A 22,245-nucleotide genomic window follows, 5' to 3' on the forward strand; every position below is an offset into this window, starting at 1 on the left:
CCGTTCTTTTTCTTTTCTCCCTTGCATGGCCGATCACCATATGCGCATTTCGTGATTTTTATGATGTTAATAGAGGAAATGCGGTTAAAACAGTTTATGCGCATATTCTATTCGGATTTTTACGAACATTGTTATAATGACAGCACAATATGAAAGCGCATTCGTCATGGTTGCTACAACATCATTGTAAGCGCATTCTTGCAAGGGGGAACTAGCGTATGTTGGCATTACTTGGATTTCTCATGGTAGCCGTTTTCATGTACCTGATTATGTCGAGACGGCTTTCGGCATTGGTTGCTTTGATTGTCGTTCCTGTTGTTTTTGCGTTGATTAGCGGATTTGGTACAGAAATTGGCGACATGATGCTTGCAGGCATCAAGAAAATTGCGCCGACGGGAATTATGCTGTTGTTCGCCATCTTGTACTTTGGAGTCATGATGGATGCAGGTCTGTTTGATCCATTAATCAAGAAAATCGTGAAAATGGTGAAGGGTGACCCACTGAAGGTGATTGTAGGTACAGCGATCCTCGCTACCTTGGTGGCGCTGGATGGTGATGGAACTACTACTTATATGATTACGGTTACAGCGATGCTGCCTTTGTACCGCAAGCTGGGAATTAGACCGATGATTCTGGCAGTCATGCCGATGCTCGCACTCGGTGTCATGAACATGACGCCTTGGGGTGGACCGACAGCACGTGTCATGAGTGTACTTCATATGGATGTTTCCGAGATTTTCGTCCCTGTTATTCCTGTAATGATTGGCGGAATTGCGTGGGTGATGATCGTAGCCTGTATTCTGGGCAAACAAGAGCGTAAGCGTCTGGGGATTATGGAGATACCAGATGAAGATTTGCAATCGCTTGCAGGACAAGAAGAAGTGGCGGCGACAGATGAGACTGCTGCACTGAAACGTCCGCGCCTGATCTGGTTCAATCTGTTGTTGACCGCAGCCCTGATGGTCGGTCTGATTACGAGCTTCTTGCCACTGCCGACGATGTTCATGCTCGCTTTTGCCATTGCCCTGTTTGTGAACTATCCGAAAATGCAAGATCAGAAAGAGCGAATTGCAGCCCATGCTGCTAACGCACTGGCTACCGTGTCCATGGTTTTCGCTGCGGGAATCTTTACAGGCATCCTGACTGAAACGAAAATGATCGATGCGATGGCGAGTACACTCGTTTCCTGGATTCCAGATTCACTTGGTTCCCATATGCCTCTACTCGTAGCGCTGACAAGCATGCCATTCACGTATTTCATGTCGAATGATGCGTATTACTTCGGGATCGTTCCAATCCTGGCAAATGCAGCAGCCGCTTACGGAATCGATCCGGCGGAAATTGGTCGCGCTTCCATCCTGGGTCAACCGCTGCATGTACTCAGCCCGTTGTTTGCAGCACAGTACCTGTTGATCGGAATGGTTGGAGTCGATTATGCGGAAACCCAAAAGTTCGTCCTGAAATGGGCGTTTGGAACATCGATGGTGATGATTGTGCTTGCCCTTCTTACCGGAGTCATCTCATTCTGATCAACGAAAAGAAGGAAGAAAAAAAGAGGCCTGCTCATGGCCTCTTTTTTCGTCATCGGGCGAAATGAGATACAATGAGAAGAAGAGGAGGGAACGATGTGCGTTTTCACAGCAAGCTGATGTTGATTATTTGCTCGCTCCTTTTTGGTGTGATTGTCATACTCGGTACGATGTTTGAACAGATGCTGGCGGGCGTATTAGAGCATGAGATCGGGACGCGAGCACTGCACACCGCCAAGACCGTCGCGCAGATGTCCGAGATCAAACAGGCGTTTGACACAGAAGATCCCGCCAAGATTATTAATCCAATCGTGGAAAAAATACGCGTGGACACGAATGCGGCTTTTATCACCGTAGGAAATTTGCAAAGCATCCGCTACTCACATCCCGATCCAGAGCAGATTGGCAAAAAGATGGTGGGAGGCGACAATGAGGCAGTATTTGAGGGACAATCCATCATCTCTGAGACAGTCGGTTCGCTTGGTCCTGGGCTGAGAGGAAAAACACCGATCTATGATGAGGAAGGAAAAGTGATGGGGGTCGTTTCTGTCGGCTTCTTGTTTGAGGATATAAATGAAACAATCGAATCGTATCGCAATCGAATCGTTGTCATCGGCATCATCATCATGCTTCTGGGTGTGGTGGCTACGCTCATTCTTTCACAAAATGTAAAGAAAGCGATATTTGGTTTGGAGCCAGAACAAATCGGGCGATTGTATCAGGAAAATCAAGCGGTGCTGGAATCGATTCGCGAAGGTATTGTGGCAGTCAATAAGGATGGGGCGATCACGCTCGCGAATCAGACCGCTCTCCACATGCTCGGGCAAGCGAAGGATAAAGACAGGATCATGGACAAACAGGACGAGCTGGTTCGTTCGCTTGGTCTTCATGAGGTGATTGAGACAGGGAAAGCCGAATTTGACCGCGAAACGAATGTGGACGAGCATGTATTAGTCGTGAACCGGGTCCCGATTATGGATAAGGAGCGCCATGTAATGGGTGCTGTAGCGAGTTTTCGCAATCGGTCCGAGCTGTTCGAGGTCACACAGGAGCTGTCACGAGTGAAGGAGTATGCGGAAGTCCTTCGTTCCCAGACGCACGAGTATTCCAACAAACTGCATCTCATATCAGGACTCATCCAGCTTGAATCGTATCAGGAAGCCATTGAAACGATCTCTTCCGAGTTGAATGTGCATGTCCACAATACGAAGTTTATTATGCAAGAAGTTCCCGACCCGCTGATAGGTGGCTTGTTGCTTGGGAAGCTGAATCAAGCCAACGAACGCAAAGTGGAATTGAAAATAGATCCAGAAAGCAACTTCCGTGACATTCCTGCCTCGATTGATCGCTCACAGCTGATTGTCATTCTCGGCAATTTGATAGATAATGCGATGGACGCTGTAAAAGCTCGAGATGCATTTGCTCCAGAAATCACGATCTTTTTGCTTAACATGGAAGAGGTCTTGCTTATAGAGGTAGAGGACCGGGGGCCAGGCATCTCCGAAGAAAATGCCGAACGAATCTTTGAGCTGGGCTTCTCTACCAAACAACATCCGAATCATGGCTACGGTCTGCACTTGGTCAAACAAGCTGTTTTACATGTACACGGCAATATTACGCATACGGGTAATCCGGTAGGCGGAACGATTTTTACTGTGACGATACCAAAGGATGCACGCACGGCAGAACGGAAGGAGGCCGTACTAGATGATACGGGTACTCATCATTGAAGACGACCTGAGAATCGCAGAGGTAAACCGACGCTTCGTGGAAAAAGTAGAGGGGTACGAGGTGATTGGCATTGCCACGAATGGGCAAGAGGCCAAGGACCAAATGGAAATTTTACATCCCGACCTCGTTTTGCTCGACATTTATTTTCCGGATATGGACGGCCTCGATTTTTTGTCGATCATAAAGGAGCAGTTCCCTACAACGGATGTCATCATGCTGACAGCCGCCAAAGAAGTAGATGCGGTTGTAGAGGCGATCCGCTATGGCGTATTCGATTTTATTACCAAGCCACTTATCTTTGCACGCTTGCAACAAACGTTGCGGAATTATCAGGAGTTCAGGCAAAAGGTGAGTGATTGGAAAAAAGACACCGATCAAATCAGCCAAGCCCAAATCGATGAGCTTATTTCCCGGACTGGCCAAAAGAAGACAACCGAGACAAGGGCAGTCAAAGGAATTGATCAAATCACGCTGGACAAAATTTCAGGCTTTCTCATGCAGACCCAGGAGGCCACGACAGATTTGGTCAGTAAAGAAACAGGCATTAGCCGTTCAACAGCAAGGCGATATCTCGAATATCTGGTAGCCAAAGGAGACGCCATCGCAGACCTTTCGTACGGAGTCGTCGGACGTCCTGAACGCGTGTACAAAAGCGTCGGACGGCAAAAAGAATAAAAAAACCCTTCACGTTCGCAAGTAAGGTACAAGCCTACTAGAGAGCGTGGAGGGTTTTTTGGTACTTATGATTTCTAATAAGCATTTAGAAGGTTCCGATGAACCAACGAAAGCTGGTGAGAAGAAAAAGCGCAGGGCTCGCAGACCTTGACAACGCCCACCCAGTCGGAACTTCCAAAAGGGGACCACGCTTGTCGAACACTTCTTCCTTGAGAAACTTCCGCCCGTAGGGTGGCTTTGGCTCGACGGTCCCCTTTTGGAAGTGGAGACGTCCAGTGAATCCCCCCTGCTGGTGTGTCAGAGTCGAAGAGAGCTGTGCTTTTTCTTCTCCTCCCCTATGTTGACTCAAACCAGAGCCTACTTAATCACACAGCTCGCTTCCACTCGATAAATGCGCTGCCCACGAGAAGAAAAGCGCTCCTCGTACTCCGTCATCACATTATCCGCCGCCAGCTTGGACTGGTGAAGGTCAAAAGTGATATTGCGCATCTGGAAGCGTTCCCCAGCGAATTGGTTGAGTGAAAACTCAAAAAGGTTCTCGTTGTCTGTCTTCATATGAATCTCACCGTCTGCCACAAGCACCTGACGATAGGTGTTCAAGAAGCTTTTGTAAGTAAGACGGCGTTTCGCATGACGAGTTTTTGGCCACGGATCACTAAAGTTCAGATAGATGCGAGAAATTTCGTGATCGGCAAACAAGTCGGTCAACTTGGAAGCGTCGTATTGGACAAAGGCCAGATTCGGAACAGCTTTGTACTCTGTACGCTGAACAGCGCGCAGAACAACCTCCGCTTTCAGTTCAACCGCAATGAAATTGATGTCAGGGTGACGCTCGGCCAATGTATTAATGAAACGTCCTTTTCCACAGCCGATCTCCACATGAATCGGATTGTTATTCCCGAAGCGTTCCTTCCAGTTTCCTTTATAGGAAAGGGGATTGTCTACAAACGTCGGATATTCTCTCAGGGCCGCTTCGGCACCTGGAATGTTACGCAGTCGCATATGTGCCTCCTTCAAAACGAACTCCTATCTACTTTACGATGACTCCCTGCTAGTTGCAAGTAGAGAGAGAAGAAAGGGAAGCGAGATTCCAGAGGCAGATTACGTGAAAAAGGAGGGGAAAGGGGTTTTTTGTAAATGGAACTAGGACGAAAGTCGCATGGAGTGTGGATTTGGACAAATGGCAGCTGGATAAAATTTGCCAATTTGGGAGGGACATTATGGCAGGAAAATAGACTGAAAATTTGAGGAATGCCCGTCAAATCAAGCGCGAAGGCGTCAAGCGGTAATCGTATCCAGTTGGAAAAATAGTTTTTGGTAAGTTTTTGGTAATCTCATAGAGTGTGAGCTTTGGTAAAGTAGAGAACAAGTGAGAGGTCAGCCAAACTTTGCATAAAATGGTCCCTAGTTGAGCAGGGATCTTTTTCAAAAGAAAAGGGAGGATGAACAGCATGAAATTACATAAAACCCTCATAGGAATCGTAATGGGAGCAGCATTGGGAATCACATCGATTGTCGCTCCACTGCCAGGCAAGCAAAATGTAGCCGAGGCAGCGTGGACGCAATCCAAGGCGGACAAGGTCATTGCCACGGGAAGAAAGTATATGGGTACTCCTTATAAATTCGGTGCGAGCAGCAATACCACAGCCGTTTTTGATTGCTCTTCCTTTACAAAGCGCGTATTTAAAGTCGCAGTCGGCAAGAGCTTGCCACGCACTTCTCGCGATCAAGCCAAGGTAGGAACAAGTGTGTCCAAGTCAAACCTGAAAAAAGGAGACCTGGTGTTCTTCAAGGCGAGTAAAACGACGACGTCCAAACGGATCACACACGTGGCGATCTATGCAGGTAACAACAAACTCCTTCATACATATGGAAAACCAGGAGTGACGTATTCGACCTTTAAGGGCACGTCCTGGGAGAAGCGCTTTGTTTCGGCACGGCGAGTCTTGTAATCTACTCGTCTGGCTCTCTACTAACTAATACGTCTGGCAGCGCAATTTGTTGCGAGAATCGAGGAATGCAAATCTTGTAAAAAAAGCCCTTGTCTTGTGGAGTCTCCCACAAAGACAAGGGCTTTGGTCTGTATGCTAGCAGTGTGCTAGATTTTCAAAATACCACCCATGCTCGCATTCGTTACCAGCTTGGAGTAACGAGCCAAATAGCCTGTTTTTACCTTCGGCTCGAATTCTTTCCAGCCTTCTTTGCGGCGAGCCAGCTCGGCTTCATCCACGAGCAGTTGCATCGTGCGCTCCTCGAGGTCAATCGATATGATATCTCCGTCCTGTACGAAGGCAATTGGACCGCCTTCTGCGGCTTCAGGAGACACGTGACCGATACTGATCCCGCGAGAAGCTCCGGAGAAGCGTCCGTCTGTAACGAGCGCGACTTCTTTACCGAGACCCATACCCACGATTTGCGAGGTAGGAGCCAGCATTTCCGGCATACCTGGGCCGCCCTTAGGACCTTCATAGCGGATGACGACAACATGACCGGATTTGATTTTGCCAGCAGCGATTCCTGCCAGAGCCTCCTCTTGGGAGTCGAAGCAGATGGCTGGACCTTCGTGCTTTTTAATAGAAGGATCGACACCACCTGTTTTGATGATCGAGCCTTGCTCTGCCAGGTTGCCGAACAGAACAGCGAGACCGCCGGAAGCGCTGTACGGATTGTCTAGGCGACGAATGACTTGATCGTTTTTGATTTCGGCGTCAGCGATGTTTTCGCCAAGGGTTTTGCCCGTGACGGTGATACGGTCTGGATGGATCGCGCCTGCTTTTTTCGCGATTTCTTTCAGAACCGCTGATACACCGCCTGCCTCGTGGCAATCCTCGATATGATAGTCGGAGGAAGGAGCCAGCTTGCAAATATGTGGAATGCGCTTCGCTACTTCGTTGATGCGCTCGATTGGGTATTCGATGCCTGCTTCTTGTGCGATAGCCAGAGTATGGAGAACCGTATTGGTTGAACCACCCATCGCCATGTCGAGTGCGAATGCATCGTCGATTGCCTCAAGTGTCACGATGTCGCGTGGCTTAATGTCGCGTTCAATCAGATTTTTCAGTTTTTCAGCAGATGCTTGTACCAACTCGCGACGTTCAGGCGAGACAGCGAGTACGGTACCGTTGCCAGGGAGAGCCAAACCAATGGCTTCGAGCAAACAGTTCATCGAGTTTGCTGTAAACATACCGGAACAGGAACCGCAAGTCGGGCATCCATATTGCTCCAGCTCTTCGAGTTGCTGGTCGTTGATCAAGCCTGCTTGGTGAGCTCCGACACCCTCGAATACGGAGGAAAGCGAGATGGAGCGGCCATCACTCGTTTTTCCGGCTTTCATAGGACCACCGGTTACAAAGACGGTTGGAATGTTGACACGAAGCGCACCCATGATCATCCCAGGAGTGATCTTGTCACAATTTGGAATACAGATCATGCCATCAAACCAGTGAGCAGCGACAACGGTTTCCAAGCTGTCTGCAATAATCTCACGGCTCGGGAGGGAATAGCGCATCCCGATATGTCCCATAGCGATTCCGTCGTCAACACCAATCGTATTGAATTCAAATGGTACCATGCCAGCGGCACGAACGGCTTCCTTGACCAGTTTTCCAAACTCCTGCAAGTGCACGTGACCCGGAATAATGTCGATGTACGAGTTGCAAATGGCGATAAACGGTTTATCGAAATCCTCATCCTTTACACCTGCTGCACGAAGCAAGCTGCGGTGTGGTGCGCGGTCGAATCCTTTTTTGATCATATCACTTCGTTGTCTGGCCAATTTGAAAAACTCCCTTCCAATACGGATCATGCCTGTCTTATGTTTTGAACTATCTTATCAATTTTTAATTACAGAAACAACCGTAAAAGTCTGAACATTTGCTCAGTCTCGAATGACATAAGTTTAGGAATCATAGCGAAATCAGCTTGTTTGGGATAAAATAGAAGAATCGATTCTATTTCGGTTGGAGTGAACGAAATGTTAGATGAGCTAAAAAACATCTGGTCGGACGGGAGTGAAGAGGAGCGCCGCATTCTCGAGCTGGCTGTTGCTGCCATTCATCAAAAGCGGGAACGGAATAGTGCGTTTATCTCCGGGTTTCTTGGATTAAAGGGGGAGTTCATAGACGTAGAAAGACAGTCATATCGCTTCGAATTGCCTCTGACCCCTTTTATGCACAATTCAGGGGGAGTTGTTCATGGAGGAATTCTTGCGACCTTGATCGATTCAGCGATGGGCTCCTTGATCAATCGATCCTTGCCACCGAATCAGTATGCAGTGACGACAGAGCTCAAGCTCAATTATTTGCTTCCGGGAACAGGAGAGCGGCTGCGCGCTGAAGCGAGCTTTTTGCATCGCGGACACACGCTGGTCGTCATGGAGGGCAGTGTTTACGATGATCGGGATAGGCGGATCGCCCACGGTACAGGAACGTTCATTGTGCTCTCCAGAAATGGTCGGAAATAAAAAAGCCTCGCTCCACATCAAAAAGGTGAGAACGAGGGGTGACGGTGTTATTTGATGACAACGAGACCGCTGTATTCCGAGATATAGGTGAGCATTTTGGTGGAAAGCGGCACGATAAACTCCATGTTTTCTTTTTCGACGATACCAGAACGTGAAACAATCCGCGCCCACTTGGCGGTCAGCTTGTAGTAATCGGAACCAAACGAGGCGTGTACCGTCTGACTCTGATGCCGAAATGTGACAGGGCTTGTGTCCAGCTTCATCGGGATCATACTGATGATATCCTGTAAAAACAAATGGTAGGTCATATGTGGCTTGAAAAAAACGAGCTCCTTTGTGGTGACGGAGAAGCCGTAGCTATTGTTCATTTGGGTGAATTTGAGTTCACCTTCCATATTTTTCAGCCGAATGAAGTCGGTGTTCATATTTATCCCCCTCCTTCGGGTATCTCTCTATGATAGTAATCTTTCCTATGCAAGTGCAAGTGGAAGGTTGTTCAAAAAAGTGTTCCAAACGTAATAAAGGAGCGAAATATCATGATCGAAATTGCAAAAGAAGCAGCAAGTGTCGCGGGTGCCTTTTTGAAGGAACGTTTTCTTGAACAGCTCGTGCCCGATGAGGAATTGCATAACGACGTGAAGCTGCCAGAGGATAAAGGCAGTGAACAGCGCATCATTGAGGTCCTGCATCGCCACTTCCCGACACATACCATTTTTTCGGAAGAGGTCGGAATGGTTTCCCGCGAGGAAGAGTATCTGTGGATTATCGATCCGTTAGATGGAACGAATAACTACTTTATAGGCTATCCGTATTTCTCAATCTCGATTGCGTTGCAGCACAAGGGCGAGCTGGTGCTGGGCGTCGTCTACAATCCGGTAGCAGGTCAAATGTTTTGGGCGGAAAAAGGAAAAGGAGCCTATTTGAACGGAAAACGATTGAACGTCAATAACCGACAAGACCTCACACGTGCAGTCGGAACGTACATCCGTGGACGCAACACAGTAACGAAGGAGGAAGAGATGGCTTTTACGGAACCGTTTGTATTCCAGACAAAGCGTCTCATGCGAAATATTGCGCCTGCACTGGACTGGTGCCTGCTGGCAAACGGATGGCTCGATTATATCGTGATGCAACGCTCCAATATTATGGATGTAGCCGCCGGAATTGTGATCGCCCAGGAGGCGGGTGCAACGATTACGGACTGGTCTGGAAAACCGTATCAGCATGAGCCGTTCCAACAAGATCACACCCCTTCCTTAATGGCGAGCAACGGACATTTGCATGAAACCATTCGCGGTATGATTCGACAGTAACGGGTACAAAAGAAGCAGGACTTATGTAGCGGTTTATGGCTCTGCTGGATTTCTTTTCATTTATTGGCAACCAAATGTTTCGGCGCACGTATAAAATTGTGCGAAAGATTTGCTATTCTGTGATAGGTAAAGAGGTGAGAAAAATGGCACGAATGGAATATCGGCTGCTGGATGAGGCGAGGGGATACCCAGTTCAGTTTTACTACGACCACGTGAACAAAGATGAGGTCTCCTTGCGTTTTGCTTGCGATTATTTGGTGAAGGGGCATGTCGTTTATGAAAAAACGTCCTGTGCAATCGAAAACGGTACGTATGTCATTTACGTCAAGCGCTCAACAGAAGAACAAGCTGTCGATTACGCGGAGGCTGTGTCTGCACGCTGGGGCAGCATCCAGATCGAAATGCGTGAATTTCAAGAAAATGCAAGCGTTTATCCGCTCGTCCACACGTTTTATTTCAAGGACGATGACGATGCTCTCTTGCATTTGCAAAGCGACTACTTGTACGTGAATGGACGCGAATGGGAGAAGACATCGGCCGAGGTGGATGAAGATCGGCAGGTTTATGTTTACTACGCGAAGCCAGTGTAGGAGGAAGAAAAATGGCACAAACGAAATCAAAGAAAGTAGTCGGTCTGTTCGTCGTAGCTGCACTTGCGATCAGCGGTTGTTCTTCCGGGGACGACTATGATGATTGCTACGATAATGACAATGACGGCTATTGTGACGATAGCAGCAGCAGTGGGGGTTCGAGCTCTACCTACAGGTCTTACAAGAGCAAATCCGGAGTATCGAGTGGGATAAGCACGAGCAGCTCCAAGGGCGGTATCGGCAGCTCGGGCTATTCCAGCTCCGGGTGAGGTGAGGAAAGTGGCGGACCATAACCGACGAGAACGAGAGGCGCTGTACGGCCCGATGCGGGAAGAGGGCGTATTTACCTGGGATTGGATGTATGGCGAGGAATATGCGCTCCATGATATTCACCTGATCTCCCCCACCTTTCGAGAGGAAATCGCGATGGCAACCGAGCGACTGGGGCAAATCTTTACCAAGGTCGTTCCGGTATTGCAGCGTGCAGAGGACTCCCTGTTGTTGGAACTAGGAGTGCCAAAGCAGGCATTGCAGGCAGTCAGGATCGTCGTTTCCCAAACGGTGCCGACTGTGATTGGACGCTTTGATTTTGCCCAGACGACAGAAGGTTTGAAGATGCTTGAGTGCAACAGCGACACCCCTACAGGAATCGTCGAGGCTTTTTATGTGAACGGTCGTGCCTGTCGCCATTTCCTGCGTGAGGACCCGAATGAAGGGATGGAGCGGCAGTTGCGTTCGGCTTTCAGCAAGGTGGTCGACGCGTATCGGGCGAAAGGCTATGATACGGATTCTATCTGGTTTAGCTCGCTCGACTGGCATGAGGAAGACAAGGGAACGACATTGTACTTACTGAACCAATCGGGTCTTTCTGCCCGGTTTGCCGCATTGGAACATTTGCGTGTTTGGCAAGATCGGCTCTATGTAAAGGAGAATGAGGAGCTACTGCCAGTCGATGTGCTGTACCGTCTGCATGCTTTGGAAAAGCTGGCGGTAGAACAAGATGAAGACGGCTACCCGACTGGTGAGCATGTGCTTTCGCTGATTGCCCGCAAAAAGCTCGCCATTATTAATCCTCCTTCTGCGTTTCTCATTCAGACGAAGGCTTTGCAGGCGCTCATCTGGAACTTGCATGAGGCGAATGAGTTTTTCACCGAAGAGGAGCACGCGATCATCGAAGCTTACATGCTGCCTACTTATTTTGAAAATCGGTTTGCAGGCAAAGAGGACTACGTCACGAAGCCGATTTTTGGGCGAGAAGGTGGCGGTGTCATGCTGTTTGCATCAGATGGTACGCTGCAAGAGAAAGATCAGGAAGAGTTTTACTGGGAGCAGCCGATGATTTATCAGAAACGGGTGGAGCTTCCGGAGATTACGGTTCAGACGATGAAGGGGGCTTATGCTGGACGACTGCTCTGGGGGTCCTTTTGGATCGGCACAGAGGCATCGGCAATTGTAGCTCGTGTCGGTGGACCGATTACAAACAACCTATCATATTATTTGCCGGTCGGCATAGACAAGTAGCGAAAGGAGAGGACAACTTACATGTTGGGACAATTGGATTACGTAGTAAACTTTTTGGCATATTTGGCAGTGACCATTCCGATATTGGCTGTAGGGATTTTTGTGTTTACAATTACGACTCCTTACAAGGAGTTTGATCTGATCAAGCAGGGAGCACAGACTGACGATCCGAAGAAAATGGCAGCGGCAAAAGCAGCCTCGCACGATTTGGGAGGAAAAATCATCGGTTTGGCAATCGTCCTCGCTTCGGCTGTTTACCACTCCGTTAACTTGTGGGATTTGGTCATCTGGGGTATTGTAGGAATGGTATTTCAAGTCATCATTTTTTATTTGTTCGAATGGATCACACCATTTAAAGTCGTGTCTGAAATTCCGAACGGGAACGTATCCGTCGGTATTTTCGCATCGCGGTTGAGTATTGCAGCGGGCTTGTTGATGGCTGCGCTGATCAGCTACTAAGCATGGAAAGAGGCGTTCACCTTCGAAGTCTGGTGCTCATGTAGGTTCTCTGCATTTGGCTCCTCCCGCTTCAGGTTCTCGCCTCTTTTTCGATGCGGAACCGCTCATATTTTGAACAGGTACTTACGGGCACAGGGAGGAGTCTTTTTGTTCTGGCGCGTCATGTATGAGATTTTTATCATTATGCTTGTGATTACGTATGCGATTCTGTTGTTCGCAGACTTCTCCAATCATCCGCTGTTGACGGATGAACTGATGGACAAGGTAGACAATGGGCTGATCATTTTGCTGATTGTCGAGTATTTGGTCCGGCTATGGAGGGCGAAGGACAAACGAAAATTCGTTTATGCCAACTGGTTCGATCTGATCGCAATGATTCCATTGGACTCTTATTTGTATTTAGCCAGAATCATGCGCGTGCTTCGTCTGGTGCGCATCGTGCGTGCTTCGCCGTTTTTGCTGGGAATCATTCGATCTGGCCCGATGCGTCAAGTATTTGGTGTCGTCACGATCATCATGCTGTGGAGCTCGACTGCGATTTATTTGCTCGAATACGGTGTAAACGAGAATATCAAAAGCTTCCCGGATGCGTTGTGGTGGTCGATTGTGACAACTACGACAGTCGGCTACGGTGATATTTCGCCTGTGACGGCAGGTGGAAGGATCATGGCGACGATTTTGATGATAACGGGGATCGGAATGCTGGGAGCATTGACGGCAAATTTTGCTACGCATTGGACAGAGACACATGAAAGCAAAAGCCTGGATGAGAAAGATCGCTTGACCGAAGAGATCAAGAAGCAGGCGATCACAAATATTCAACAGATCGAAAACTTGACCGAGCACGAGTATGAGACGCTCAAAGAAAGCATGGATTTGCTTTATCGCCGAACGAGGAAAAAGAGTGAGGAATAAGGGGAGAGCTGTCAGGCATTAGGTCTGGCAGCTTTTTTCGTGCGAGTGCCTCGAACGCAGGATGTACACTTACTGTTTTGCTTGAGCGTAATGCTGGATCACGAATTCGCGAAAAGCCTGTGCAGCAAGTGACAAGTAGTGTTTTTCATGCCACACCAAATGAGGAGTCCATTGGCAAACAGGCTCCTGTATATGAAGGAGCGTAAGCGGTGGCAATTCCCTTTTGGCATCGATGGGGATAAAAGCAACGCCAAGACCAGCTCGTACCAAGCCGCTGATGGCGGCAGGCTCGTCCCCTTCACATACAATATTGGGGATAAAACCAGCCTCCCGACAGAAAGCATCGGTGATTTCACGGAAGCTGTATCCCGGTTTTAGACTGATGAACGGATCATTTGCTACTTCACTGAGATGGATACGCTGGCGGCCCGCTAGACGATGTGTACTTGGCACAGCCAGTACGATCTCTTCCGTCAATAAGGGTAGATTACAGATTCCTGGTCGATCAATCGAGGAAGAAGTGAGGCAAAAGTCGATTTCCCCCTTTTCGAGCAATTGAACCTTCAATTCTTCTGTCGTCGCTTGGGTGATGCGAAAGCTAATGCGAGGATATAAGGATAGAAAAGGTGCTAGCAATTCAGATACCCGATTCAAGGTTGTCGTGGCTAACAAAACACTTCCGCGTTCCAATCCAGCCAGGTCTGAAATTTCGCGTTTCCCATCTTCTAATGCTCCAAGAGCGATATCCACCTTTTTGAGAAAAGCTTGTCCAAAAACATTCAGGCGGATTTGTCGCCCAATCCGATCAAATAAGGGGACTCCTAATTCTTCCTCCAAGCGAGCTATGGTAACACTTAAAGCTGGTTGGGCTATACGGAGTTCCTGTGCCGCTTTTGTCATATGTTCCGTACGGGCGACTGTCTGAAAATACTTGAGTTGAAGTAATTCCATAGTACATTTCCACCTTATATTGATATATTCAGTGTTATTAATGTGATAATGAATTATATATTTTTATTTATGGATGATCAACTTTATAATAAAAACGTAAACAGAAACATTGTAAATGATTAAGTATAAAAAGAGGTGAATCATATCATGGATACACAAAAATATTTAGAATATATAAAGGCTGAAAGAAGAAGTGAGCTAAGTCTCGGTTATTTGTCCCATCTCCAAAAACAGCATGTCCTCCAAGTTCACTTTGAGAATCTTGATATTCTCGCAAAAAAACCTCTGTCTTTGCGTGAAGAAGACCTATATCAAAAAATTGTCCATGCTAAAAATGGTGGCGTGTGCTACGAGTTAAACGGAATATTTTACTTTCTGCTAAAAGAACTGGGATTTGCGCCTTATCTGATGGCAGGGACTGTCTATGTAGGAAATGGAGTCTGGGCTCTTGAGAACGCTCATTTATTCAACATCGTACCGCTAGATAACGAGGAATACTTGGTGGATGTAGGCATGGGCGGTAATTCGCCACGGCTTCCTGTTCCAATGAGTGGCGGTGAAGTTGTTGATAGTGATGGAATTTACCGCGTATACCAGGATGAGACCAATTCGCTCTACTATTTGCAAAAGAAGACGGACGAGGAGTGGGAAAATCAATATCGATTTGAGACACCTTCCCATCAATGGAATTTAGAAAACATCCATCCAATCTGTGTGCTAACGGAAACATCTCCTGAATCGATGTTCAACAAGATGTATTTCCTTTCAAGAGTGACGGAAAATGGGCGTATCACCTTGTTGGGAAATACGTTGATTATCGTCGATGGCAAAGAAAAAACAAAACAAAAACTGGAAGGACACGAGATTGAGGAAGCGGCTCGTCGCTATTTCCAGATCAATATTTGATAAAAACTTTAAGGAGGACTATTTTATGGCCTTAGATCCACAAGTACAATCATTTATGGCACAAGGGGGGGATCTTAATTCCCTCACAGGGAAGGAGCACGGGGAAGCCAAAGCTGTATCGAAAGTAGAGGATTTTCTAGTCCCTGTAAAGAACGGTGAAATTAAAGTTCGCGTGTATACTCCAAATGAAAAGGATTCATTACCTGTTTTTGTTTATTTGCATGGTGGTGGATGGGTGGCAGGAGATATTCAATCTGTGGATATCTTGTGTCAAAACATCGCACATGATGCTGAGTGTATCGTTGTTTCGGTAGAGTATCGCCTAGCTCCTGCATATAGATTCCCGATTCCACTAGAGGATTGCTATGCAGCCACCAAATGGGTAGCTGAAAATAGTTCCATGCTGCGCGCAGATAAAACAAGAATTGCAATTGGTGGGGACAGTGCTGGTGGAAATATTGCTGCTTCAGTTGCCGTCATGGCACAAAAGTTCAACAATCTCTCGTTAGCGGCTCAAGTATTAATCTATCCGGTGGTCGATCTTACTTTGACCTTCAACGCACAATCATACCGCGACAATGCCGAAGGTTATTTGCTTACGACTGAGGGCGTTTTCTGGGCAGCTTCAACCTATTTACGTGACGAAATCGACAGATACAATGTAATTGCTTCACCTTCATTGAACGATGACGTAAAGGATTTACCACCGACGCTTATGATTACAGCAGAATACGATCCTTTACGAGACGATGGTGCGGCATATGCTGAGCGTCTAAAGGAAGCAGGGGTTCCCGTAGAATACAAGTGTTATGAAGGAATGGTCCATGGCTTCTTCTGGATGGCAGGGATTTTGGATAAAGGGCTTCAAGCACGTAATCAAGTTTCGAATTATTTAAAGGATGTATTTGCAAAAAAATAGAAAACTCCACTTTGCAAGAAGCCGCCAGGGTTAGGGCGGCTTCTACTATGTTCAAGCGAAATATCATTTTGTTATTGACGAGGCAATCCAACCCAATTATAATTCCGAGTAAACATATATGAATTACAAAATAAGTTTGGATAAGGGGATTATCCGATGGTGAAAACAGCGGTTTTGGTAATTGCTCACGGTTCACCGGATCCTGACTGGTTGGCGTTGGTGGAATCAGCCGTTTGGCAGTGCCGCACTGATTTGCCAATTCGGGTAGCTTACTTGGGAGGAGTGGAAGGACGAAGCATCAGCGAGGAAGTGAATCGTCTGGAAGCATCAGGAGCGACAACGATTGTCGTCGTTCCGCTATTCGCTACGGCTGGAAGCAATCACGTAGGGGAAATCCGTGCGATGTTTGGACTAGACCCATGGCCGACAGGAGAGACAGACCTGATTCGCGTTCCCGTTCAGGCAAGAATTCTTTGGTGTCCACCATTGGAGGATCACGGAAACGTCGAGCAGATTGTGGCAGAGCGAATCGCAAGTCTATCACGCTTGCCTAATCAGGAGGCTTTGTTGCTCGTCGGGCACGGCAGTGACTTGCCGGGATGTCATGAGCGCTGGGAAAAGCTGCTCTTGCGTCTGACATTCCGCTTGCAAAACCGCTATGCATTTGCCGCTGCCGGATATGCGACACTGAGGCCTGATACACTGTACGATCAAGCCTGTTTACTTGCAGAAAAAGGGGAGGTTCTCGTGCTTCCTCTGTTTGTCAGCCAAGGTTACTTCACGCGACAAGCAATCCCGAAAAGGCTTGTGGGCTTGGCTTATCGTTATGAGGGCAGTGCGTACTTGCCCCATCCACTGATTGCGGACTGGATGAGCCAATCAATTCGAATGGCATTGGTAACTGACATCTTCACACAAAGGAGCATGTACGAGCATGGCCGAGAGAAAGCAGTGGAAATGGGCTGCTGATCCATCCCTCAACAAAATGGAGTTTACGAAGCTGGAAAAAGACGGACTGGATGTCATCGAGACGATCGTAAACACCTATTCCAAAGAAGGATTTGCATCGATTGAATCTTCTGACATGGATCGATTTAAATGGGCAGGCGTCTATCAGCAGCGGCCAAAGGACGGACACTTCATGATGCGCGTACGCATACCTGGAGGCATTTTGAGCAGTGAACAAGCTCGGGTGCTCGCCAATATCGCAGCAGATTATGGCCGTGATCTGGTGGATGTGACCACGCGTCAGGCTGTGCAATTTCACTGGCTCACGGTAGAATCGCTCGCTGACATTTTTGAGCGGCTCGCATCAGCCGGACTTTCCTCTTTTGAGTCATGTGGAGACTGCCCGCGGCAAATCATGGGGAACCCACTGGCAGGAATTGATCCGCATGAAGTGCTGGATACGCGCCCCATCGTAGCGGAGTTAGAAAAATTTTTCTTGCTCAATCGGGACTTTTCCAATCTGCCACGCAAGTACAAAATATCGGTTTCTGCCAACATCCATAACGCCGCGCATGCGCAAATCAACGACCTGGCTTTCACTCCGGCCAAAAAAGTCATAGCTGGCGAGGAAGTGATCGGTTTTCATGTATGGGTGGGTGGCGGCTTGTCAGCGAAGCCATTCTTGGCGAAGCAACTGGATGTTTTCGTGCGACCAGAGGATGTCGTCAAAGTAGCGGCAGGAGTTACGACTTTATACCGTGATTTCGGTTACCGTCAAAAACGTACGCATGCACGTCTAAAGTTCTTGGTCGCTGACTGGGGACCGGAAAAGTTCAAGGAGCAATTACTGGAGCTGGTTGGCGAGTTAGAGCCAGGTGGTATCGATTTAACCGCGGGGTGGAATGGTGGATATTTTTATGGCATTCACGAGCAGCGTCAAGCAGGACTGTACTACGCAGGCTTGTCTGTTCCCGTTGGGCGGATGAATGCAAGGGAACTAAATGAACTTGCCCGTTTGGCGGACGAATATGGCGATGGGACGATTGGCACCTGTAACACGCAAAATGTCCTGATTCGCAACATTCCTGAAGCAAAAGTAGCAGCTTTCCGCAATGAGCCGATGATTGTGAACCGTTTCAAATTGCAGCCAAATACGTTTGTCGGGTATGCCGTATCGTGCACAGGTACGGAATATTGCAATCTGGCTATCGTGGAGACCAAGGAGCGGATGCGTTCGCTGGCTCAATATTTGGATGATACGGTCGTTCTCGAAACGCCGCTGCGCATTCACATGATCGGTTGCCCGAATTCTTGCGGACAGCGCCAAATTGCGGATATCGGCCTGCAAGGTGCATTGGTCAAGACAGCGGACGGAATGGTAGAGGCGTTTGACATCTTCGTAGGCGGGACACTGGAGGAGCCGCAATTCAACCGCAAGCTCAACGCACGGATTACTGTGGACAGACTCGGGCCGTTCCTTGCCCAATTGATCACGCTGTACAAGGTGGATCGTCAGGAAGGCGAACCGTACTGGCGTTACGTGGAGCGGGTAGGACTTTCCCATATTCAAGCACAGGTTGACTCCATTCTGCAACCAGCGTAATGCTTGGGCGGGTAGCGTCAGATTAGGGGGGAATGTCATGGGAGAGGAACAAGCAGAGAGCTACCTTTACAAGCTGGAAGCCGTGCTAGAGGAAGGGCGGTTACTGACGATTGTTGTGATCGCCCAAACGGATGAGCGAGCTTTCACTTCAGCCGAGAACAATCTCTTGCGACATACCATAGCGCCACCTCGCATCAAAGAGCTGAGCTTGGTAGAGAAGAAGCCGCTCGGACGCCAAGGAGTCGGGTACGTAGTGGAAACCTCTACGTTTGCCTGATGCAGCCAAGGCTCTTCCTGTGAAGGAACAAAGCAGCAAGGAGGACGGATTCGCAATGAACACAGGTAGAGTCGTTTTTGTCGGAGCAGGGCCGGGTGACCCCAAGCTGCTGACAATTCGCGGCATGGAGTCGCTTCGTCTTGCGGATGTGATTGTGTACGATCGCCTGGCAAGCCCGCAGCTTCTCTCGTACGCAAAAAAGGGCGCCAGCCTCATCTATTGCGGGAAAGAGGCCGATCATCATACATTGCCGCAGGAAGAGATCAACCTCCTGCTCATCCGGGAAGCCCAAAAAGGGAAGTATGTCGTTCGACTGAAAGGCGGGGACCCGAGCATGTTCGGGCGGGTAGGAGAAGAAGCGCAGATGTGCCGTGACCATTCTATTCCGTTTGAGATCGTCCCAGGGATTACTTCTGGGATGGCGGCTCCGCTCTATGCGGGTATTCCGCTGACGCATCGTGACCACAACTCTTCCGTCGCTTTTGTCACCGGTCACTTGTGTGAAAAAAATGCGGGAAGGGAGCCGGACTGGGCAGCCCTCGCCTCGATGGAAACGTTGGTTATCTACATGGGTGTGAAAAATCTGCCTCGCATCAGGGAGCGCCTTCTTGCGCATGGAAAAGACGTCCATACGCCCGTTGCTCTCGTGCGCTGGGGGACGGTGCGTGAGCAGGAGACGCTGATCGGCCAGCTTGGGACGATAGATAAGGAAGTAGAGCAGGCCCGTTTTGCCGCACCCGCTATCATTATCGTAGGGGAGGTCGTCCGTCTGCGGGAACCGCTGAACTGGTACGAATCCCGCCCCTTGTTCGGTAAACGAGTAGCTGTTGCAAGAAGAGCAAGCGATGAAGGAAATAGCGAGCTCTTGATTGCCTTGGAACAGTTGGGAGCCGAAGTCATGCCGATTTCTTTGATCGAACGCTGCACGTTTGACATCCCATTGACAGAGCTTGCCACTTATCGTTGGCTCGTCTTCCAGAATGCGCAGCAGGTATCCTTTTTTACTTCTGCCCTGCGACAACAGCGCTACGATGTACGGCGCTTAACGAGCAAGCTGGCTGTTTGTGGACTACGGGCATATGCGGCTTTCGAGAAACAGGGGATATATCCGGACTTGGTGCTCGATGAAAACACGTCACTGCTGGCATTCCCTGACCTGCTCGCCTTGGAAAAAGAAGAGCAGGTGCTTTACGCAGGGGAAGGGAAGCCGCAAAAAATCAGGTTGGACGATGGCAAGGCGATTCAAGTGATCCAAGCGGGCACGTTCGAATGGGATGGGAAGAACCCCAATGAAAAGATGGCAGGATGCTCATTTGACTGGCTAGCCACGGATGATGTCCATACGCTGTCAGCGCTGGCCCAATTCGCTGGCGATGCCTGGTCAAAGACACCGATCGTATGTGTCGGAAAGGAAACAGCGGATGCAGCCAGAGAAATGGGCTGGCAATTCGTGAGCAGCCAAGAAGATAACGCGATCAATATAAACGAGCTGAAAGAGTCGTACGCTAAATGATCAAGGAGGGGGCACATGAGCCAGCTGAATTATGCGTCAGCGACAGAGGAACAACTCGCTTCTATCAATAATCGTCTCGAAAAGGGCGACACCATAGAAGTAATCAAATGGGCCTACACCACGTTTTCGGATGATTTGATTTATTCGTGTAGCTTTGGAGCCGAGGCCATGGTGCTGCTCGATATGATCAGCGATGTGAAAAAGGATGCCAAGGTCACCTTTTTGGATACCAATCTCCACTTTTCCGAGACATACAGCTTGATTGACCAGGTGAGAGCGAGGTATCCTGCGCTTCGTATAACAGTCAAGCAGCCTGACATCACGCTGGCACAGCAGGCAGACCTCCATGGCGAAGAATTGTGGAGCAGGCAGCCGGATATGTGCTGTCATATCCGCAAGGTACTGCCAATGGAAAGTGCGCTGACTGGAGCGGTTGCATGGATGTCAGGGCTACGCAGAGAGCAATCTGCTACGAGAGCGAATGTCGCGTTTATCAATCGCGATGAAAAATTCCAGTCGTTAAAAATTTGCCCGCTCATTCATTGGAAGTCGGAAGAAGTGTGGCAGTACATCCGAGCATTTGAGTTGCCGTACAACCCCCTTCACGACCAGAGCTATCCGAGCATCGGCTGTGCTCCTTGTACGCGTCCTGTAAAAGAGGGCGAGGATTCAAGAGCAGGGCGCTGGGCGCAAGCAGGGAAAACGGAATGTGGTCTTCATCTCGCAAGGTAAGGAGAAAGAGAAGAACAAATCAAGGATAGGAGGGGCTTTTGTATGAGTGAGAAACCTCACGGGGGAGAGCTGGTAAACCGTTTTGATCCACAGGCAGACCTGTCGGTGACTACGCATGAGGTGGAGATAGATGCATTTGCACTCGCAGATCTGGAGTTAATCGGGATTGGAGGCTACAGTCCGCTTGAAGGGTTTTTGAATCGGGCGGATTATATTTCTGTCGTTGAGCAGATGCGGCTGGCAGATGGTACCGTTTGGAGCATTCCAATTACACTTCCGGTCTCGACCACTGTCGCAGGAGCGTTGCAGATCGGAGACAAGGTGCGTTTGAGTCATCAGGGGTCGGTCTACGGTATTCTTGCAATTACCGATATTTATTCACCTGACAAGGAGCGAGAAGCTCGTCTCGTCTATGGCACCGATGATACGAATCATCCCGGGGTGAAAAAGCTGCTGGAGCGTCCCGCCGTTTATTTGGCTGGCCCAATTACGTTGGTAAAGCGCACCGAAAAAGGGCGTTTTGCCAGCTATCACTTCGATCCGGCACAAACGAGAGAAAGATTTGCCGAGAAGGGCTGGAAAACGATTGTCGGCTTTCAGACACGCAACCCAGTCCACCGCGCGCATGAATACATCCAAAAGTCAGCTCTCGAGATCGTCGACGGTCTGTTTTTAAATCCTCTTGTGGGCGAAACGAAGGCAGATGACATTCCTGCTGATGTGCGGATGAACAGCTATCAGGTATTGCTGGAAAAATACTATCCGGCTACACGGGTAGAGTTGGCTGTGTTCCCGGCTGCCATGCGCTATGCAGGACCGCGTGAAGCGATTTTTCATGCATTGGTGAGGAAGAATTATGGCTGCACTCATTTTATTGTAGGCCGGGACCACGCTGGCGTTGGCAACTATTACGGGACGTACGATGCCCAGCATATTTTCCGCCAGTTCCAGCCAGAGGAGCTAGGAATTACACCATTATTTTTCGAGAACAGCTTTTATTGCAAGACCTGCGGAAACATGGCATCTACCAAAACGTGCCCGCATGATAGCGAGCATCATATCGCGCTGTCTGGGACCAAGGTGAGGGAAATGCTGTCGCGTGGTGAGGCTCCGCCACCTGAATTTAGCCGTCCTGAGGTTGCACGGGTATTGATCGAAGGGCTGCGCCCGGTGTCCGTCTAATCCGCTGAAAAAATCGGTT

The 22,245-nt window shown here is 48.8% G+C and carries 23 protein-coding genes; 19 read left to right on the forward strand and 4 right to left on the reverse strand.

Annotated features, from left to right (window positions below; genetic code table 11):
- Window positions 1-218: 218 nt before the first annotated feature.
- From KB186_RS13675 to KB186_RS13685, 3 genes are all read left to right on the forward strand, one after another.
- The gene (locus KB186_RS13675; protein WP_232773795.1) at window positions 219-1,529 is read left to right on the forward strand and encodes a CitMHS family transporter; all 1,311 of its coding nucleotides are present in this window, start codon (window positions 219-221) and stop codon (window positions 1,527-1,529) included.
- A 98-nt stretch (window positions 1,530-1,627) separates the two neighbouring features.
- Window positions 1,628-3,259 (forward strand): ATP-binding protein, encoded by a 1,632-nt coding sequence (locus KB186_RS13680; RefSeq protein ID WP_463674827.1) that lies wholly within the window; start codon window positions 1,628-1,630, stop codon window positions 3,257-3,259.
- The gene (locus KB186_RS13685) at window positions 3,237-3,935 is read left to right on the forward strand and encodes a DUF977 family protein (protein WP_173610905.1); all 699 of its coding nucleotides are present in this window, start codon (window positions 3,237-3,239) and stop codon (window positions 3,933-3,935) included. Before KB186_RS13680 ends, KB186_RS13685 begins: the two co-directional genes overlap by 23 nt.
- 357 nt (window positions 3,936-4,292) lie before the next feature.
- Here KB186_RS13685 and trmB read toward each other — a convergent pair whose 3' ends face one another.
- Entirely contained in the window at window positions 4,293-4,937 is a 645-nt protein-coding gene (gene trmB / locus KB186_RS13690; RefSeq protein ID WP_173610906.1) for a tRNA (guanosine(46)-N7)-methyltransferase TrmB, read from the reverse strand.
- Between the two features lie 449 nt (window positions 4,938-5,386).
- Between trmB and KB186_RS13695 the strand changes: the two genes are divergently transcribed.
- Window positions 5,387-5,887: a C40 family peptidase gene (locus KB186_RS13695; RefSeq protein WP_232773796.1), complete on the forward strand. Its 501-nt coding sequence runs from the start codon at window positions 5,387-5,389 to the stop codon at window positions 5,885-5,887.
- A gap of 146 nt (window positions 5,888-6,033) precedes the next feature.
- Here the strand turns inward: KB186_RS13695 and ilvD are convergent, their stop codons facing one another.
- Window positions 6,034-7,710 carry a dihydroxy-acid dehydratase gene (gene ilvD / locus KB186_RS13700; RefSeq protein ID WP_015892520.1) on the reverse strand — a complete coding sequence of 559 codons (1,677 nt, stop codon included), beginning with the start codon at window positions 7,708-7,710 and terminating at the stop codon, window positions 6,034-6,036.
- A 198-nt stretch (window positions 7,711-7,908) separates the two neighbouring features.
- Between ilvD and KB186_RS13705 the strand changes: the two genes are divergently transcribed.
- Window positions 7,909-8,397, forward strand: coding sequence for a PaaI family thioesterase (locus tag KB186_RS13705; RefSeq protein WP_232773797.1), 489 nt, complete (start codon window positions 7,909-7,911; stop codon window positions 8,395-8,397).
- Between the two features lie 47 nt (window positions 8,398-8,444).
- On the opposite strand, the gene KB186_RS13710 is transcribed toward KB186_RS13705, so the two are convergent.
- Complete coding sequence (locus KB186_RS13710; RefSeq protein WP_173610909.1) at window positions 8,445-8,822, reverse strand: hypothetical protein; 378 nt, start codon at window positions 8,820-8,822, stop codon at window positions 8,445-8,447.
- Window positions 8,823-8,933: 111 nt separating this feature from the next.
- Between KB186_RS13710 and KB186_RS13715 the strand changes: the two genes are divergently transcribed.
- The 6 genes from KB186_RS13715 (at window position 8,934) to KB186_RS13740 (ending at window position 13,195) form a co-directional block, all read left to right on the forward strand.
- Window positions 8,934-9,710 carry an inositol monophosphatase family protein gene (locus tag KB186_RS13715; protein WP_173610910.1) on the forward strand — a complete coding sequence of 259 codons (777 nt, stop codon included), beginning with the start codon at window positions 8,934-8,936 and terminating at the stop codon, window positions 9,708-9,710.
- A gap of 143 nt (window positions 9,711-9,853) precedes the next feature.
- Window positions 9,854-10,300, forward strand: a complete 447-nt coding sequence (locus tag KB186_RS13720) for a hypothetical protein (protein WP_173610911.1) — start codon at window positions 9,854-9,856, stop codon at window positions 10,298-10,300.
- A gap of 11 nt (window positions 10,301-10,311) precedes the next feature.
- Window positions 10,312-10,569 (forward strand): hypothetical protein, encoded by a 258-nt coding sequence (locus KB186_RS13725; RefSeq protein WP_173610912.1) that lies wholly within the window; start codon window positions 10,312-10,314, stop codon window positions 10,567-10,569.
- Between the two features lie 10 nt (window positions 10,570-10,579).
- On the forward strand, window positions 10,580-11,821 hold the full coding sequence (locus tag KB186_RS13730) for a glutathionylspermidine synthase family protein (RefSeq protein ID WP_173610913.1): 1,242 nt from the start codon (window positions 10,580-10,582) through the stop codon (window positions 11,819-11,821).
- Between the two features lie 21 nt (window positions 11,822-11,842).
- Window positions 11,843-12,280 carry a DUF350 domain-containing protein gene (locus tag KB186_RS13735; RefSeq protein ID WP_173610914.1) on the forward strand — a complete coding sequence of 146 codons (438 nt, stop codon included), beginning with the start codon at window positions 11,843-11,845 and terminating at the stop codon, window positions 12,278-12,280.
- 147 nt (window positions 12,281-12,427) lie between these two features.
- The gene (locus KB186_RS13740) at window positions 12,428-13,195 is read left to right on the forward strand and encodes a potassium channel family protein (RefSeq protein WP_173610915.1); all 768 of its coding nucleotides are present in this window, start codon (window positions 12,428-12,430) and stop codon (window positions 13,193-13,195) included.
- Window positions 13,196-13,264: 69 nt separating this feature from the next.
- Here KB186_RS13740 and KB186_RS13745 read toward each other — a convergent pair whose 3' ends face one another.
- The gene (locus KB186_RS13745; RefSeq protein ID WP_232773798.1) at window positions 13,265-14,146 is read right to left on the reverse strand and encodes a LysR family transcriptional regulator; all 882 of its coding nucleotides are present in this window, start codon (window positions 14,144-14,146) and stop codon (window positions 13,265-13,267) included.
- 147 nt (window positions 14,147-14,293) lie between these two features.
- Here KB186_RS13745 and KB186_RS13750 point away from each other — a divergent pair, with 147 nt between their 5' ends.
- The 8 genes from KB186_RS13750 (at window position 14,294) to sat (ending at window position 22,226) form a co-directional block, all read left to right on the forward strand.
- Window positions 14,294-15,052 carry an arylamine N-acetyltransferase family protein gene (locus KB186_RS13750; RefSeq protein WP_232773799.1) on the forward strand — a complete coding sequence of 253 codons (759 nt, stop codon included), beginning with the start codon at window positions 14,294-14,296 and terminating at the stop codon, window positions 15,050-15,052.
- Window positions 15,053-15,077: 25 nt separating this feature from the next.
- Entirely contained in the window at window positions 15,078-15,971 is an 894-nt protein-coding gene (locus KB186_RS13755) for an alpha/beta hydrolase (RefSeq protein ID WP_221868110.1), read from the forward strand.
- Between the two features lie 156 nt (window positions 15,972-16,127).
- Window positions 16,128-16,940 carry a sirohydrochlorin chelatase gene (locus KB186_RS13760; protein WP_232773800.1) on the forward strand — a complete coding sequence of 271 codons (813 nt, stop codon included), beginning with the start codon at window positions 16,128-16,130 and terminating at the stop codon, window positions 16,938-16,940.
- Window positions 16,906-18,522: a nitrite/sulfite reductase gene (locus KB186_RS13765; protein WP_232773801.1), complete on the forward strand. Its 1,617-nt coding sequence runs from the start codon at window positions 16,906-16,908 to the stop codon at window positions 18,520-18,522. The genes KB186_RS13760 and KB186_RS13765 overlap by 35 nt, the downstream gene beginning before the upstream one ends.
- 37 nt (window positions 18,523-18,559) lie before the next feature.
- Window positions 18,560-18,799: a DUF3906 family protein gene (locus KB186_RS13770; protein ID WP_173610921.1), complete on the forward strand. Its 240-nt coding sequence runs from the start codon at window positions 18,560-18,562 to the stop codon at window positions 18,797-18,799.
- Between the two features lie 55 nt (window positions 18,800-18,854).
- The gene (cobA, locus tag KB186_RS13775; protein WP_232773802.1) at window positions 18,855-20,312 is read left to right on the forward strand and encodes a uroporphyrinogen-III C-methyltransferase; all 1,458 of its coding nucleotides are present in this window, start codon (window positions 18,855-18,857) and stop codon (window positions 20,310-20,312) included.
- A gap of 15 nt (window positions 20,313-20,327) precedes the next feature.
- Complete coding sequence (locus KB186_RS13780) at window positions 20,328-21,044, forward strand: phosphoadenylyl-sulfate reductase (RefSeq protein WP_232773803.1); 717 nt, start codon at window positions 20,328-20,330, stop codon at window positions 21,042-21,044.
- Between the two features lie 42 nt (window positions 21,045-21,086).
- Entirely contained in the window at window positions 21,087-22,226 is a 1,140-nt protein-coding gene (gene sat, locus KB186_RS13785) for a sulfate adenylyltransferase (RefSeq protein ID WP_232773804.1), read from the forward strand.
- The last annotated feature ends 19 nt before the right edge of the window (window positions 22,227-22,245 follow it).

Origin of the sequence: Brevibacillus sp. AF8, from assembly GCF_021270385.1 — a bacterium.
Lineage (GTDB): Bacteria > Bacillota > Bacilli > Brevibacillales > Brevibacillaceae > Brevibacillus.

Excerpts from the sequence above, each read along its gene's own strand:
- KB186_RS13675 (WP_232773795.1), top strand. The coding sequence starts at position 219 with ATGTTGGCATTACTTGGATTTCTCATGGTAGCCGTTTTCATGTACCTG.
- KB186_RS13685 (WP_173610905.1), top strand. The coding sequence starts at position 3,237 with ATGATACGGGTACTCATCATTGAAGACGACCTGAGAATCGCAGAGGTA.
- trmB (WP_173610906.1), bottom strand. The coding sequence starts at position 4,937 with ATGCGACTGCGTAACATTCCAGGTGCCGAAGCGGCCCTGAGAGAATAT.
- KB186_RS13695 (WP_232773796.1), top strand. The coding sequence starts at position 5,387 with ATGAAATTACATAAAACCCTCATAGGAATCGTAATGGGAGCAGCATTG.
- KB186_RS13705 (WP_232773797.1), top strand. The coding sequence starts at position 7,909 with ATGTTAGATGAGCTAAAAAACATCTGGTCGGACGGGAGTGAAGAGGAG.
- KB186_RS13710 (WP_173610909.1), bottom strand. The coding sequence starts at position 8,822 with ATGAACACCGACTTCATTCGGCTGAAAAATATGGAAGGTGAACTCAAA.
- KB186_RS13715 (WP_173610910.1), top strand. The coding sequence starts at position 8,934 with ATGATCGAAATTGCAAAAGAAGCAGCAAGTGTCGCGGGTGCCTTTTTG.
- KB186_RS13720 (WP_173610911.1), top strand. The coding sequence starts at position 9,854 with ATGGCACGAATGGAATATCGGCTGCTGGATGAGGCGAGGGGATACCCA.
- KB186_RS13725 (WP_173610912.1), top strand. The coding sequence starts at position 10,312 with ATGGCACAAACGAAATCAAAGAAAGTAGTCGGTCTGTTCGTCGTAGCT.
- KB186_RS13735 (WP_173610914.1), top strand. The coding sequence starts at position 11,843 with ATGTTGGGACAATTGGATTACGTAGTAAACTTTTTGGCATATTTGGCA.
- KB186_RS13745 (WP_232773798.1), bottom strand. The coding sequence starts at position 14,146 with ATGGAATTACTTCAACTCAAGTATTTTCAGACAGTCGCCCGTACGGAA.
- KB186_RS13750 (WP_232773799.1), top strand. The coding sequence starts at position 14,294 with ATGGATACACAAAAATATTTAGAATATATAAAGGCTGAAAGAAGAAGT.
- KB186_RS13755 (WP_221868110.1), top strand. The coding sequence starts at position 15,078 with ATGGCCTTAGATCCACAAGTACAATCATTTATGGCACAAGGGGGGGAT.
- KB186_RS13760 (WP_232773800.1), top strand. The coding sequence starts at position 16,128 with ATGGTGAAAACAGCGGTTTTGGTAATTGCTCACGGTTCACCGGATCCT.
- KB186_RS13765 (WP_232773801.1), top strand. The coding sequence starts at position 16,906 with ATGGCCGAGAGAAAGCAGTGGAAATGGGCTGCTGATCCATCCCTCAAC.
- KB186_RS13770 (WP_173610921.1), top strand. The coding sequence starts at position 18,560 with ATGGGAGAGGAACAAGCAGAGAGCTACCTTTACAAGCTGGAAGCCGTG.
- cobA (WP_232773802.1), top strand. The coding sequence starts at position 18,855 with ATGAACACAGGTAGAGTCGTTTTTGTCGGAGCAGGGCCGGGTGACCCC.
- KB186_RS13780 (WP_232773803.1), top strand. The coding sequence starts at position 20,328 with ATGAGCCAGCTGAATTATGCGTCAGCGACAGAGGAACAACTCGCTTCT.
- sat (WP_232773804.1), top strand. The coding sequence starts at position 21,087 with ATGAGTGAGAAACCTCACGGGGGAGAGCTGGTAAACCGTTTTGATCCA.